The sequence below is a fragment of the Dactylosporangium sp. CA-152071 genome (genome assembly GCF_050936335.1).
GTDB lineage: Bacteria > Actinomycetota > Actinomycetes > Mycobacteriales > Micromonosporaceae > Dactylosporangium > Dactylosporangium maewongense.
Genome location: NZ_JBNJMZ010000001.1, coordinates 3,592,868 through 3,607,425, shown reverse-complemented (window position 1 = coordinate 3,607,425; position 14,558 = coordinate 3,592,868). Strand labels below are relative to the sequence as shown.

General features: G+C 73.7%; 10 protein-coding genes. 3 read left to right on the top strand and 7 right to left on the bottom strand.

What is annotated here, in order from left to right:
• Positions 1-2: 2 nt before the first annotated feature.
• The 5 genes from ACQEVZ_RS16090 to ACQEVZ_RS16070 all read right to left on the bottom strand — a co-directional run bounded on the left by ACQEVZ_RS16090 (position 3) and on the right by ACQEVZ_RS16070 (position 8,380).
• Positions 3-2,216, bottom strand: a complete 2,214-nt coding sequence (locus ACQEVZ_RS16090) for a DUF3488 and transglutaminase-like domain-containing protein (RefSeq protein ID WP_433367077.1) — start codon at positions 2,214-2,216, stop codon at positions 3-5.
• Positions 2,210-3,364, bottom strand: a complete 1,155-nt coding sequence (locus ACQEVZ_RS16085) for a DUF58 domain-containing protein (RefSeq protein WP_344502869.1) — start codon at positions 3,362-3,364, stop codon at positions 2,210-2,212. The genes ACQEVZ_RS16090 and ACQEVZ_RS16085 overlap by 7 nt, the downstream gene beginning before the upstream one ends.
• A 2-nt stretch (positions 3,365-3,366) precedes the next feature.
• Positions 3,367-4,386, bottom strand: coding sequence for an AAA family ATPase (locus ACQEVZ_RS16080; protein ID WP_433367073.1), 1,020 nt, complete (start codon positions 4,384-4,386; stop codon positions 3,367-3,369).
• A 13-nt stretch (positions 4,387-4,399) separates the two neighbouring features.
• Positions 4,400-6,976, bottom strand: a complete 2,577-nt coding sequence (locus tag ACQEVZ_RS16075) for a fibronectin type III domain-containing protein (protein ID WP_433367070.1) — start codon at positions 6,974-6,976, stop codon at positions 4,400-4,402.
• A gap of 84 nt (positions 6,977-7,060) precedes the next feature.
• On the bottom strand, positions 7,061-8,380 hold the full coding sequence (locus tag ACQEVZ_RS16070; protein ID WP_433367067.1) for a hypothetical protein: 1,320 nt from the start codon (positions 8,378-8,380) through the stop codon (positions 7,061-7,063).
• 83 nt (positions 8,381-8,463) lie between these two features.
• Here ACQEVZ_RS16070 and ACQEVZ_RS16065 point away from each other — a divergent pair, with 83 nt between their 5' ends.
• Positions 8,464-9,192 (top strand): TetR/AcrR family transcriptional regulator, encoded by a 729-nt coding sequence (locus ACQEVZ_RS16065; protein WP_433367064.1) that lies wholly within the window; start codon positions 8,464-8,466, stop codon positions 9,190-9,192.
• Here the strand turns inward: ACQEVZ_RS16065 and ACQEVZ_RS16060 are convergent.
• Both ACQEVZ_RS16060 and ACQEVZ_RS16055 read right to left on the bottom strand, forming a co-directional pair.
• A complete protein-coding gene (locus ACQEVZ_RS16060; RefSeq protein ID WP_433367061.1) occupies positions 9,189-10,076 on the bottom strand; it encodes a helix-turn-helix domain-containing protein in 888 nt (295 codons plus the stop codon). The genes ACQEVZ_RS16065 and ACQEVZ_RS16060 overlap by 4 nt on opposite strands.
• Positions 10,077-10,187: 111 nt before the next feature.
• The gene (locus ACQEVZ_RS16055; RefSeq protein ID WP_344502863.1) at positions 10,188-10,628 is read right to left on the bottom strand and encodes a hemerythrin domain-containing protein; all 441 of its coding nucleotides are present in this window, start codon (positions 10,626-10,628) and stop codon (positions 10,188-10,190) included.
• A gap of 194 nt (positions 10,629-10,822) precedes the next feature.
• Here ACQEVZ_RS16055 and ACQEVZ_RS16050 point away from each other — a divergent pair, with 194 nt between their 5' ends.
• Positions 10,823-11,404, top strand: a complete 582-nt coding sequence (locus ACQEVZ_RS16050; protein WP_433367057.1) for an aldolase/citrate lyase family protein — start codon at positions 10,823-10,825, stop codon at positions 11,402-11,404.
• A 338-nt stretch (positions 11,405-11,742) separates the two neighbouring features.
• Positions 11,743-14,556, top strand: a complete 2,814-nt coding sequence (locus ACQEVZ_RS16045; RefSeq protein ID WP_433367054.1) for a nitrate- and nitrite sensing domain-containing protein — start codon at positions 11,743-11,745, stop codon at positions 14,554-14,556.
• Positions 14,557-14,558 lie beyond the last annotated feature (2 nt).

Here is a 14,558-nt window from a genome sequence, read left to right as displayed (position 1 = left end):
CGCTACTTCCAGAACAACGGGCGGGGGTCGAGGCTCCACCGCAGCCGGCGCCAGAACCCCCGCCTGGCCCGCAGCTCGTCGACGTAGGCGACGGCCTGCACGGCGGCCCGGGCGGCCTGCTCCTCCGAGACGCTGCCCGCGAAGGCGAACGCCACGGTGTTGACCAGCGCCGCGAGGTCGTCGACGGGCGGCGTGGCGGAGCGGATCGTGGCCACCCCGCCGGGTTTGGAGTGCGCGCGGCCGGTGGCGGCGGTCGCCGCGTATCCGGCCACCTCCGACGCGGACAGGTGCGGCGGCGCGGGCCGGCCCGCGAGGCGCAGGCCCGTCAGCACCTCCGCCCAGGCCGCCTCGACGCGCTGCTCCGGCGTCCCCCTGCCGAGTCGGCGACGGCGGCTGGTCCGGCGGGCCAGCGGTACCGACGCCGCCAACGCCAACAGGGCCAGCAGCAGCGACCCGGCGGTGACGGTGACGGCCACCCCCGACGAGCGCCGGGGCCCGGCCTCCGTGGAGGGCGTGACGCTGGGCTTCGGGGACTGCGGGGCGGGCGAGTCCGACGGCGCCGGCACCGTCTCCGGCGGCGGCTGCGACGCGGGCGGCTTCGGCCGGAAGTCGTCCTCGGTCGGGCGCTGGACCGTGTCGGCCTTCGGCATCGGGTCGAACGGCTCCCACACGCCGTTGAACAGCACCTCCGGCCACGCGACCGCGTCGCCGCCGCGGACCTCGTTGCGGCCCGGCTCGACGCGGAACCCCACGGCGAGCCGGGTCGGCAGGCCCATCAGCCGGGCGAGGACCGCGAACGCGGCCGCGAACTGCTCCGACGTGCCCTTCTGCCCGCCGGCCTGTTTGGGGCCGAACAGGAAGTACTCGACGTTGGGGTAGGCGTGGCCGCTGGGCGCGTCGCCGACGACCTTGTAATGCTCCGACAGCCAGCCGACGATCGCGAACGCCTTCTGGTACGGCGACGACACGCCCTCCCCGAGGTGCCGGGCGAGCTGCGCGATCGAGTCGGGGACCTTGCCGGGCAGTGCCAGGTGGCGGGCGACGGCGTCGGTGTTGGGCACGTCGGCGACCTGCATCGCGTTCTCGTCGGGGCGGTGCACGCGGGACACGACGCTGTACTCGAGGCCGGGACGCAGCCCGTCGGACAGGATCATCGTGCCGTCGCTGGTGTCGACGGCGACCCGGACCCCGTTGACCTCCTCCGGGGTGGCGATCCCGGGCAGCAGCCGCCCGTCGAGGTCGGCGATGCGGAACGCCTGCCGGACCTGCGGGTCGGTGAGGACGGGCTTCGCCGCGACGACTCGGCCGGCGTTGCGGTAGGTGGCGCCGACCCGCCAGGTGACGCCGTCGTAGTCGTTGAGGACGGCGAGGCGGATCGGCGGCGGCGCGTCGGTGCCGGTGACCTCCACGTCGAACAGGTGCTGGTCGTGGTTGAGCGCCCAGCCCGACAGCCGGACCAGCGGGCTCTCGTCGAGCGAGTCGAGCTGCGGCGGGGTCACCATGTTGCGCGGCTCGACGGGGCTGGTGCCGACCTTCGCCGCGACGCTCGGCCCGAGCAGCTGCGACAGCGCGACGATGGCGGCCAGGCCCGCGACGGCCCCGGCGCCCACCCGGAGCCTCAGCGTGCGCAGCTGATCCGCGCCGACCCGCTGGTCCTCCGTCGGCGGCCGGTTCGACGCGATCAGGCCCAGCACGGCGAACCCGGAGTAGGCGAGGGGCACCCAGCCGGCGGCGGAGCCGTTCGGGCCGACGAGGTACAGCGCGCCGCCGAACAGCACCGTCGGCGGCGCGTAGGACAGCAGGACCCGGTGGTAGCGGATCCCGAGCTCACCGGCGGCCAGCCCGGCGAGCCAGGTCAGGATCACCGGCAGCAGCACCGTGTCGGGCTGCGGCTCGATCGGGATCAGGGCGAGCAGCAGCCGGGGGATGCTGTTGCGCAGCGCCTCGCGCAGGGCGGGGACGCTGCCGTCGACGCCGGCCGCCGCGGCGGAGACCCGCATGGCGAGCAGGACGGCGCCGGTCAGGCCGAGGACGCTCAGCGGCGCAGCGCTCCAGGCCGGCAGGCGCCGGGCGGCGAAGCTGATGCCGACGGAGCCCGCGGCGGCGCCCGTCATCAGCTGCAGCAGCAGCGGCCCGTGGTAGATCGGTGCCAGAGCGAACGCGGCCATGACCAGCATGCCGAGCAGCGCCACGGCGATGAGGAGGCGCCTCACCATGCGCCGACCCCGTCCCACGCGGCGGCGAAGTCGGCGCCGTCGGCCGGCGACAGCACCCGCAGGCCTTCCAGCGCCGTCGGGACCTCGCCGTCCTCGGTGCCGAACGCGCCGGCGACCAGCGACGGGTACGCGGCGCGCAACGTCCCCACCCGGCCGAGGTCGGCGACGCCGCCCGGCCCGGTCAGGTAGACGAGCGTGTCGCCGGCGCGGCGGGTCCGCAGCTGCGCGACCGTCGCCGGCAGCTCGTCGGTCTTCTGCAGGGTCGCCTCGGCGAGCAGGTCCAGGTAGGCGCGGGTGTCCTTGCCCGCCGCGAACCCGCCGCCGGCCAGCCGCAGCGCCACCGGCAGCTCCTCCCGGAACGCGGCCATCACGATCGACGCCGCCGCCTCGCACGCGGACTCGAAGAGCGCGCTCAGGTGAGCGCGGTCGGCGTCCGGGTAGGCGGACAGCCGGTCGTCGAGCAGCACGACCAGGCGCGGCAGGCTGGTGTCCAGGTGCTCGCGGACCATCAGCTCGCCGACCCGCGCGGTCGTGCGCCAGTGCACGTGCCGCAGCTCGTCGCCGACCACGTACTCGCGCAGGGTGTCGAACGTGATGCTGCCGTGCGGCACCTTGTCGACCCGCCCGTCCAGGGACCGCATGATCCCGGTCGGCACCGCGGTCAGGTGGTGCACGGTCGGGTACACCCACACCTTGCTGACCCCGCCGTAGCCGCGGGCCAGGGTGAGCAGCCCGAGCGGGTCGCGCCGCACCACCCGCAGCGGCCCGACCTCGACGACGCCGCGCCGGTCCGTCGGCACCGGGTAGGTTGCGGTGGTCGTGCCGCCCGCCTTGAGGCGCAGCAGCGGCACCGGCACGGTCGCCGGGCCGCACCGGTCGTGGGCGATCAGGGTCGCGCCGCGCAGGCGGCTGCTGTTGCCGACGGTGAGCGTCACCGTGCTCGACTCGCCGCGCATGACCCGGTCCGGGTCGACGGCGCGGGTCACGGTCAGCCGCGGCCGCCACCACACGTACGCGAAGCCGAACAGCACGGCCGCGACGGCGGCGGTGCCGACGACGGTGAGCTGCGCGTACTGGAACACGAACCCCACGGCGAGCAGCACCGGCGCGGCCACGGACAGACCGGCCCCGCGGGAGGTGAGCCGCATCGTCAGACCGTGGCGGGCGTGGCGGGCCCGGCGGCCGGCACGGGCACCGGCACCGCGTCGAGCACCTCACGGACGACGTCGCCGGGCGCGACGCCGCGGACCTGCGCGTCGGGCGACAGCAGCAGCCGGTGCGCGAACACCGCCTCCGCCAGGGCCTTGAGGTCCTCCGGTACGACGTACCCGCGGCCGTCGATGAGCGCGTACGCCGACGCGGCGCGGGTCAGCGCGATGACGCCACGCGGGCTGACGCCGACCCGCACCCGCGGGTGGCCGCGGGTCGCGTTGCCCAGGCGGACGGCGTAGCCCAGCAGCGGCTCCGCGATGTGGACCCGCCGGGCCAGCCGGACCAGCTGCGCCACCACCTGCGTGTCGGTGATGGCGTCCAGGGCCTCGGGTGAGCGGGTCACGGCGCCGCGCAGCACCTCGATCTCGACCGCCTCGCTCGGGTAGCCGACGGCGAGCTTCATGAGGAACCGGTCGAGCTGCGCCTCGGGCAGCCGGTAGGTGCCGTCCATCTCGATCGGGTTCTGCGTGGCGACGACGAGGAACGGCCTCGGCACCGCGTGCCGGACGCCGTCGACGGTGACGTACCGCTCCTCCATGACCTCCAGGAGCGCCGACTGCGTCTTCGGCGAGGCCCGGTTGATCTCGTCGGCGATGACGATGTTGGCGAACACCGGGCCGGGGTGGAACTCGAAGCCGCGGGTCGCCTGGTTGAAGATCGTGACGCCGGTGACGTCGGACGGCAGCAGGTCGGGCGTGAACTGGATGCGCCGCCACTGCCCCTGCACGCTCGCCGCGACCGCCCGGGCGAGGGTGGTCTTGCCGACGCCGGGCACGTCCTCGAGCAGGACGTGCCCCTCGGCGAGCAGCGCGGTCATCGTCAGCCGGATCACCTGCTGCTTGCCGAGCACGATCGACTCGACGTTGCGGGCGAGCCGGCCGACGAGGTCGGCCGCCGCCGCGACCTCCTCGGGGCTCGGTGGGCCTGCCTCAGGGGACGGTGCTTCGGGTGTGCTCACTGTGCTCCTGCGCTCAACACGGCTTCAGCGGTCCGGTGCCGTTCGGCAGGTCGAACCACGCGTACGGGATGTAGTTCTCGCCCTTGAAGTTGATTTTGATCCAGACGGCGGTCTGCTTGCCGCCCCACGGCTTCGCGTTGACGCTCGCCCCGTTGGTCTGACAGATCGCGGTGTAGCTGTCGGGAGCGTAGACGTCGCCGACGGACGAGCCGTTCTGGGTCGGGGTCCTGTACACCCAGATGCCGCCGTTGGGCGCGCCGTGGCCGCAGTAGCTGGTGTCGCCGCAGACCACGGTGCCGCGGTAGACGGGCGTGGAGAGCGAGCCGGTCGCGTTGGCCGTCATGTTCGCCGCGTTGGTGACCGTGACCGTGTAGTTGTAGGCCGTGTTGGGCCACAGGCCGCCCATGGTCAGCGAGCCGGCGCACGCGTTCTCCACCGCGCCGACGCCCGCGACGTCGAGCCGGCACTTCGCGGGCGCGCCGCCGCCGTCGGTCGCGGTGAACGCCACCGTGATCGACTGCAGCGCGGCCCGGCTGTTGGCGGTGTCGACCCGCATGGTCGGCGCGGCGAGGGTGCTGGCCGCGCCGTTCGCGGCGGCGCTCTCGCCGGCCTTGTTGACCGCCTTGATCTGCAGCGTGACCCGCTCGTTGTCGCCGAACCCGCCGAACTCCTTCGACAGGGCGGTGCCCAGGTCCTGCTTCAAGCCGTTGACGGTGGCCTGGTAGCCGGTGATCGGTGCGCCGTTGTCCTCCGCGGCGCGCCACGCGGCGACGATCGTGCCCCGCTTCGTGGTCACGGCGCGGACCGTCAGCCCGCCCGGCGCGCCGGGCTTGGCGAACGGCACCACCGACGGGCTCAGCGGCGACTGGCCGGAGCTCGCGCCGATGTCGTTGATGGAGGCGACGCGGAACGCGACCTGCGTGCCGTAGGGCAGCTCGCCGGCCGGCACCTTGAACGTCGGCTGCGCCGACTCGAACGTCTTGGACTCGTCGCCGGACACGGTCGTGATCGTGTACTTGACGATCTTGTGCCCCTGCCCGTTGGCGGCCGGCCACGTGACGGTGACGGTGCCGTCGGGGTTGGCGGTCGCGGCGACGCTCACCGGCGCGTCGGGCACCTGCGACGTCGGCGTGACCGGGTTGGCGGCCTTCTTCGGCCCGTTGCCCTTCGCGTTGACCGCGTAGACGGTGAACTTGTAGGACTGCCCGTTGGTCAGGCCGGTCAGGTCGAGCGCCCGCTGGCTGGCGCCGACCTCGTGCTGCTTGCCGTCGCCCTCGACCACGTACTTCGTGACCGCGCTGCCGTTGGCGGGCGCGGCGGTCCACGTGACCCGCGCCGAGGCGTTGCCGGGCGTCGCCGTGACCCGCGCCGGGGCGCCGGGCGGGCCGACCGGCGGCTTCGCGGGCGGCGGCGGGGGCGGCACCGGCGGGGCGTCGCCGCCGACCACGTCGTTGTTGTACTTGTCGACGACCTGCACGTGGTGCTTGGCGTCCACGACCCGCGCGGTCGACCCGCCGGGCGCGTTGATGAACATGCGGTCCTCACGGACCTCGATCTCCAGCGGCCTGCCGCCGGCCTTGATCTGGATCGCGTCGAGCGGCTTGCCGGTCGCGTCCAGCACGTACACGGTGCCGGTCGAGTCGTCGGCGCAGTAGAAGCGCCCCGACCAGGCCACGCACGGCTGCAGCTTCGGGCTCTCGCCGGGCACGGTGAAGTCGCTGACCGCGTCGCCGTTGACGACATAGACGTGCCGGTCGTCCACGACGGTCACGGGCACGTCGCCGCCGACGGTGCGCTGCGGCATCGCGCCGTTGCCGGTGAGGCGCAGCGGCACCTTCTTCAGGGCCTCGCCGCGCAGCGTCGTCAGCGTCGTGGCGGTCTTGTCGAGCACGGCGACGCCGGTGTCCAGGATCGACAGCGCCAGGTCGTGGTTGGGCTCGGCGACGCTGACCGTCTTGACCTTCGTGGGGTCGGCGGGGAGCCCGCCGCCTTGACCGCCGCTGCCGCCGCTCGGCTTCTTCGCCGGGGCGGGCTTGACCGCCACGACGGTGCCCTCGGACGGCACCAGCAGCCACAGCCGCCCGGTGTCGTCGAACGTGCCGCCGGAGATCCCGGGCGGGAACGTCACCGTCTCGCCGACCGGCAGCAGCGTCGCCGGGTCGAGCTGGCGCACCTGCCCCTGCACGGTGTCGACGATGAACGCGACGTCGTCGTGCACGGCGACCATGACGCCGAGGCCCGGGGTGGACTGGGTCGTCGCGCCGAGCGTCAGGCTGGTCAGGTCCAGCACGCTGATCTTGCCGGTGTTGAGGTCCCGCAGGATCACGAAGCGGTCGCTCTGGGTCACCTGCATCGTGTGGCCCTGCGCATCGGTGATCTTCGTGCGGGTGTCGACCTTGCCGGTGACGCCGTTGACCCGGGCTACCTCGCCCTTGTCGTTGCTCCACAGCCACGAGCTGACGTCATAGCTGGCCACCGCGTTGTTGGCGGCGCCGGTGCCGAAGAGCGTCAGCCCGAGGACGGCGACCAGGCCCACGACGGTGCCGAGCGTGACCAGTCCGCCGCCCTTGCGCGAACGAATGCTCACCATGCGGCCCCCTCCCCGAAACCGGCGCCCATCATATTCCTGTCGATGTGCGATGCACACCCGGCGTGTCTAGATCGGTTCGCTTCGTTATTTCCGCTGCGTGCAGGCCAGATCCGACAGTGCGACGCTGTCCGTCCCATAGACGGCGGCGACCGTGAAGCAGTAGTTGAGCTTCGGGTTGAGGCCGTTGAGCGTGTACGTGGTGGCGCCCGCGGCGAGCACCTGCAGCTGTCGCAGCGCGCCCTGCTGGCCGCCGGCGACGATGAACGGCACCGATCCCTGCGACGGATCGGTCCAGGTCAGTGTGATGGACGTCTTGTCGTCCCGCAGCTTCAGTGCGCCCGGCGCTTTGGCGCCATCTGTAGTGGCCTCGCCGGTGGCGCTGGGGGGTGCGCTCGTCGGGGCGGCCGCGCCGGTCTGCTGGTCGGGGCGGGCGGCGACGAACGAGACGACCGCCGCGGCGACCCCGCCGAGCACCGCCACGACCAGGATCACCAGCAGCGCGATCAGCGGCGAGCGGCGGCGGGGCGGCGCGGTCTCCGGCACCCACGGGTCGCGGTGCCGTTCCTCCGCCGGGGCGGGCGCCGGCCACGGCTGCGCGGCCGGGCGCTGCAGGACACCCTGGTGCACCTCCTGCCAGCCCTGCTCAGCCGGTGCCTCCCGCGGCACCGGCTCGTCCCAGTCGTCCTGCTCGTCCGGTCGCCACAGCGGCGCGTGTACGGGCTCCGGCGGCCACACGTCACCCGGTCGTGGCTCCGGCTGGAAGATCGGCCGGTCGTCGGCGTCCGGGCCGCCACCGGGGGCGGGCGTCACCGGAGCGGCCGGAACGGTCGGCGTGGCCGGGCCGGGGTGCTGGTCGACGGGCCAGGCCGGCGGGGCGGGGCTCGGCGACGTGGTCCCGGTCGGCGCGGACAGCGGCTCGAACGGCGCGGGCGCCGACGGGTGCGGGGCGTGGAAGGCCGTCGCCGGCACCGCGGGCTCCGGCAGTCCCAGGTATCGCCGCGCCGCCCGGACGCTCGGGTGGTCCTCGCCGAGCGCCGCCGGTCCCAGCCTCGCCAGCTGGCCGTAGCGCCGCTTCGCCTCGTAGACGTTGCCGAGCTCGTCGGCGATGCGGGCCAGCTCGTAGGACAGGGCGAGCATCACCGCGTGCCCGTCGCCGAGCCGGTGGTAGCCGGCCGCGAGCCCCTCCTCCAGGACCCGCCTGGCGTCGCTGAGCTCGCCCAGGTCGGTGTGGAACTTCGCGAGCACGCAGGTCGCGGCGAGCACGTCAGGGTCGTCGCCGCCGAGGCTGCCCGTGGCGGCGTCGAGCGCCTGGTCGAGCAGGGAGAACGCGCCCCGCACGTCGCCCTGCGCCGCGACCGCGCGGGCGCCCTGCATGGCGTTGGCAAGCTGGGCGGACGAGGACACGCCGATACTCTGCCCTGTTCCGTGCCCGTCCCGCCACCCCCTGCGCCGCCCCCGTGCGAGCGTGCCTGATCGATACTTGAGGTATGGCAGATCACCCGCTGAGCCCGCTGCCCGGGGCCCGTGAGGCGCGCGACCCGTCCCGCGCCATCAAACGCGGCCCGAGCAGGGTCCCGCCGGAGGTCGTCGCCGCCAACCAGCGGGAGCGCCTCTACGACGCCGTCGTGCACACCGTCGCGGAGAAGGGCTACGCCAACGCGACGGTCAGCGACATCTGCCGCGCCGCGGGCGTGACCCGGCCCGCCTTCTACGCGCTGTTCGCCGGCAAGGACGACGCGCTCATCGCCACCTACCGGCACGGCACCGACCTCCTGCTGCACCTGATGGAGTCCGCGTTCCGCGCCGAACCCGTCTGGCGCGACGGCGCCCGTGCCGCCCTGCGGGTGCTGCTGCAGGTCCTCGCCGAGCTGCCGGCCTTCGCCACCACGGCGGTGGTCGAGATCGACGCCGCCGGCCCCCTGGCCAGGGCCGAGCGCGCCCAGCTGCTGCGCCGCTTCGACCGCTTCTTCAGCGAGGCGCCGAGCGCCGGCGACCTGCCGATGCCGGAGGAGCTGGTCGAGACGGTCGTCGGCGGCATCTACGCGACGATCTACCGCCACGTCGCCGCGGGCCGCGTCGAGCAGCTGCCCGCGCTGCTGCCGATGCTCGCGTACTTCACGCTGGTGCCGTTCGTGGGCCGCGAGGAGGCGGCGAGCGAGCTGTCGATCCCCGTGCCGGAGGGCCCGTCCGGCTGCCGCCTGACCCCGGAGGTCTAGGCCGTGCGGGGCGCCAGCGGGGTGAGGCGGCCCGGCAGGGACGAGCGCTGGTGCGGCACGCGCGGTGGGGCGGGGGAGCGCAGCAGCGTCGCGCGGAAGGCCCCCGGGGTGAGGCCGGTCTCGCGGGCGAAGAACCGGCCGAAGTTGGTCGGCTCGTCGAAGCCGAGCCGCCGGCCGACCTCGGCGACCGGCAGCGTGCTCGTGGCGAGCAGGCGCTTCGCCTCCAGGGCGATCCGCTCGTCGACGATCTGCTTCGCGCTGTGGCCGGTCATCACGAGGCCGGCGCGGGTCAGCGTGCGCACGGAGCAGCCCAGCCGCTCGGCGTAGTCCTCGACCCGGCGGTGGGTGACGTCGCGCTCGATCTCGGCGCGGAGCTGGTCGATCAGGTCGGCGGCGGGGCCGGAGCGGACCGGTGGCGCCAGCGCGACGATCCGCATCAGCAGGACCGCGACCTGGTGCGCGAGGAGGGCGCGGCTCAGCTCGCTGCCGTCGCTGCGGGCCCGGTCGACGGCGATCTGCGCGATCTCCGCGACGATCGCCTCCTCGTCCTCGCCGGCCGGCTGCCAGCAGGTGGGGGCGGTCGGGTCGGTGACGAGCCGCACGGGCAGCGGCGGCAGGGCCTGCAGTGTGGCGGGCGGGAAGGCGAGGACGGTCGCGTCGAAGCCGGCCTGCCCGCCGAACTGGTGCACCTGGCCGGGACGCCCCCACAGCAGCGTGCCGGGGCGGCAGGCGTGGGTCACGAAGTCGATCGTGTGGGTGCCCTGGCCGGTGCTGGCGAGGATGACGACATGGTCGCGGACCCGCTGCGGCGCGGGGTGTGCGGGCAGGTCGCTGAGCCGCGCCGCATCGACGGCCGCGGTCGGCGAAGCCCGCAGAAGCACCATGACCTGCCCGACTGTACCCAAGCAGGGCCGAGCCGTCATCTCCACCGGGTTCCGGTGCCGGCCCGGCCCGGAATCGCGCTCATCACGGCTGTCCGGGCGTGCGGGCCGGGCTCAGCCGACGCTGATGCCGGCGACCGCCAGCTCCTCCAGGCGGACCTGCTCGAAGGCGGCGCCGATCTCGATGAGGCGGGCCTCGTCGACGGACTCGCGCAGCGCGGGCAGCGTCGACGTCTCCTCCTCCTCGACGTGGTGGCCGACGGTGGCGATGAAGTCCTCCAGGCGGTCGTTGAACGACTCGTCCTCCGGGCCCATCCGCTGCAGGTCGTGGAGCATCCGCTCCGCCTCGTGGTGCTCGTCGGCGCCGCGGTGCGCGACCTCGTCGGGCAGCGACGGGTACACCTGCTGCTCCTCGGCGTGGCTGTGCGCGGTGAGCCGCGCGGCGATCTCGTCGAGCAGCAGCTGCCGGTCGCCCGAGCCGGCTCGGAGCCGGTCGAAGAGCTGCTCCATGAGCCGGTGGTCATTCATGATCAGCGTGACGGCGTCGGATGCCATGACTCCCCCTGTCGTCGCGGTCACCATTCAGCGTGCATGCATACCCGGTCGCAAGAAGGGCTAAACGGTCAAAACGCACCGCACGACGTGCGCCGCGCGCACTTCCGACCGATGATCGAACCATGCGGTCGTGGCTGTATATCCCCGATATCCGAAATGTCGGAAACATCGGTACCAGTGAGGCTGACGCCCTGGTGGTCGACCTCGGTGGCACCGCCGACCCCGCCGCCGTCGGCGGCTGGATCGTGGACGCGGCCCGGGAGGCGGTCTGGGTCCGGCTGGACCCGACGGAGCGGGGCCGGCAGGCCCTGCGGGCCGTCGTCTCGCCCGCGCTGACCGGCGTCTGTGTCGCCGCCGAGTCGGCCAGCGAGATCGCCGCCCTCGGTGCCGTCATCGCCGAGGCCGAGGAGGCGGCACGGCTGCCGGTCGGCCGGATCGCCGTCGTTCCCCGCCTGGCGACCGCCGCCGCCGTCCTGCAGGCCGCCGAGATCGCCCGCGCCCCGCGGGTCGCCCGGCTCCACCTCGCCGAGGGCCCCCTGGCCCGGCAGCTGCTGGTCGAGCCGGGCGACGACGAGCGCGAGCTGCTGTGGGCCCGGTCGATGGTCGTGATGGCCGGCGCGGCGGCCCGGCTGGCGCCGCCGATCGCCGCGGCGTGCCCGCCCGGCACCGATTGCGAACCGTCCGGCGTGGTCCTGCGCCGGCTCGGCTTCCGCGGCCGGACCTGCCTTGACGAGAACCAGGTCAGGATCGCGAACAACGTATTCGCGACCCCATAGGACATTGGCACGAAATTATGTTACCCATGACAAACACTTACCCTTTGTGCTGTCGGCGATGCGTTCGGTGAGTATTTCCGTCCCGTAAAAACCTGGAAACGTCGCCGTTGCGCCCGGCGTCCCATGGCCAGCGGAAGTTGGCCCCGTGGCAGCCGTTAGGGTCCGTATGGGTTCGTGTACACCAGCCCAACGGATGAGGAAAAACAAGGCGATCGGCGGCGCGCGTGCGACATCGGTATTGACACGGATCGGCCGACCTGTGATTGTGCTCAACGTCATGCGCCTGCTTGTCAGGACTGACCCATATTGTCAATCTCGGATGCCTGCGGGGACTCTTCGTGACCCAAAGCCAGAGCACGTCGTCGCTGCCCGTCCCAAGACAGGAGCGCGACCCTCGGCTGAGTCCCGATCGTCGGCCGACCCGTCACGCCGCCGCCCCGGCCGCGCCTGAGCGCGACCAGCGGGCAGGGCGGCGCGAACGGCCCGGCCGGCGCATCATCGACCAGCTCCGCCTCATCGTGGGCGTGCCGCTCGTCGCCGTCGTCGTGTTCGCCGGCATCGCCCTGGTGACCACCGTCCAACAGGTGAACCGCAGCCGGCAGCTGCAGGACCTCTCGGCGCTCGCCTCCGACGCCGGCGGCCTCGCCCACGCGCTGCAGCGCGAGCGGGCCGCGGCCGTCAACGTGCTGCTCAACCCGAACCCGGCGCAGCTGGAGGCGTACTCGTCGCAGGTGATGATCACCGACGACAACGTCACGGCATACCGCAGGAGCCGCGCCGGCATCAGCGACGTGCCGGACGTGGTCCGCCGCGTCGACTCGAACCTCGACGGCCTGGCGCAGCTGCGCGAGCAGGTCCGCAAGGACGCCCGCGCGTCGGTGTCCGGTATCGCGTTCAGCTACCGGATCCTCATCGCCGACCTGCTGTCCTACCGGGAGTCGGTGGCCCGCTCCGGCGCCCCGACCGAGCTCGCCGACCAGATCCGCGCCGCCGCCGCCCTGTCGCGCGCCGCGGAGGCCCTCGGCCAGCAGCAGGCGGCCGTGCTGCGCGCCGTCGCGGCGACCGAGCTGACCCCCGCGCTCCAGCAGGAGATCACCGCCACCCGGACGAGCTTCATCGAGGCGACGGTCCAGTTCAACGACCTCGCCCCGGCCGAGTGGCGCAGGTGGTACGAGCAGGCCAGCATCGGCGAGCAGGTCATCGCCGCGCAGCGGCTGCAGGACCAGGTCAACCGCACCCGGCCCGGTGAGCGGTTCAGCCTGGACACGGGCGGCTGGATCAACGCGATGTCCGGCTGGTCGGGCCTGCTGTTCGGGGTCCAGCAGAAGGTCGACGACGCGATCCAGAAGAAGGTCAGCGACCTGCGCGACGAGCAGATGACCCAGGCCGGCGTCCAGATCGCCGGCGTCGCCCTGGTGCTGCTCATCGCGATCGTCCTGACCGGTGTCGTGGCCCGGCGGATCACCCGCCGCCTGCGCGCCCTGCACGACTCGGCCCGCGACGTCGCCTACGACCAGCTGCCCGCGGTCGTCGCGGAGCTGCGTGCCGCCGCGCCCGGCACGGTCGACCCGGACGAGGTCGCGGACCGCGCCTCGGCGAAGCTCGTCGTCGGCGGCGCGGACGAGGTCGCCGACGTGGCGCAGGCCTTCCGCGCGGTCCACCGCGAGGCGGTCCGCATCGCCGGTGAGCAGGCCGTCATGCGGTCCAACGTCGCCGAGATCTTCGTCCACCTGTCCCGCCGCGAGCAGCGACTGGTCGACGCGGTCCTCGCCCAGGTCGACCGGGTCGAGCGCGACGAGACCGACCCCGACCGGCTGCAGCAGCTGTACCAGCTGGACCACCTCGCCACCCGGATGGCCCGGATCAACCTGAGCCTGCTCGTCCTGGGCGGCTCCGGCGCCGCCCGCGTCCGCCGCGAGGACGCCCCGATGGGCAAGGTCCTGCAGGCCGCGATCTCGCAGATCGAGCACTACACCCGGGTCCGGTTCGGCAGCGTCGACGACGACGTCGCGGTCGTCGCCGAGGCGGTCGACGAGATCGTGCACCTGCTCGCGGAGCTGCTCGACAACGCCACCGGCTACTCGCCGCCGGAGTCCGAGGTGTGGGTCACCGGCCGGGCCCTCGGCGACCGGGTCATCCTGCAGATCGTCGACGAGGGCGTGGGCCTGCCGCCGTCGCGCCGCGAGCAGCTCAACCAGCTGCTCGCCCAGCCGCCCGCGATCGACATCGCCGCGGTCCGCGCCATGGGTCTCACCGTGGTCGGGCACATCGCCGCGCGGTACCAGATCCAGGTGCAGCTGCGGCCGGGCCAGCACACCGGCACGCTCGCCGAGGTGGTCATCCCCAAGGACGTGTTCCGCCCGATCATGGCCTCGGAGCGGCAGCCGCAGCTCGCGCCGGCGGTCACCGCGAGCCTGCCCGCCGGGTACGCCCAGAGCGGCGGCGGCAACGGCAACGGCAGCGGTGGCAACGGGGGCGGTCCCGCCGCCCGCCCGGTCGCCGCGGAGCTGTTCACGCCCGCGCCGCGGACCGCGCCGCCGAGCCTGTTCGACGTGCCCACCCAGGAATACCGGGTCGCGACGCCCACGCAGGAGTTCGCGCCGGTGCAGGACTACGCACCCGTCCAGGACTACACACCTGTCCAGGACTACGCACCGGTCCAGGCACCGGTCCCGGCGTCGGTCCAGGAGTACGCGCCGGTGCAGGAGTACCGCGCGCCGCAGCCGATGCCGCCCGGCCCGGGTTCGTGGCCGCCGCTGCCGGAGCCCGAGATGCCCTCGATCCTCGCCGACGCCGACGACTCGATCGAGCTGCCGATCTTCCAGTCGGTCAACGGCTGGTTCCGCACCGAGACACCCGTCGAGCTCGCCGACACGGGCGTGTACGCCGCGCCCGAGGAGCCGTCGAACTGGGAGTCCAGCGCCGACGTCGGCTGGCGTGCCGCCCAGCAGGCGGCCACGCCCGAGGTCAGCAGCGTCACCGCGTCCGGCCTGCCGGTCCGTGCGCCGCAGCGACATCTGGTGCCCGGCGCGGCCGCGCCGGCACAGGGGGAACGCTCCACCGCACCGCGCCGGGACCCCAGCAAGGTCGCCGCCGCGATGTCCGCCTACGCCCGCGGTGTGGCCGGCCGCCGGCCGGGCGGCGGCTCCTGATC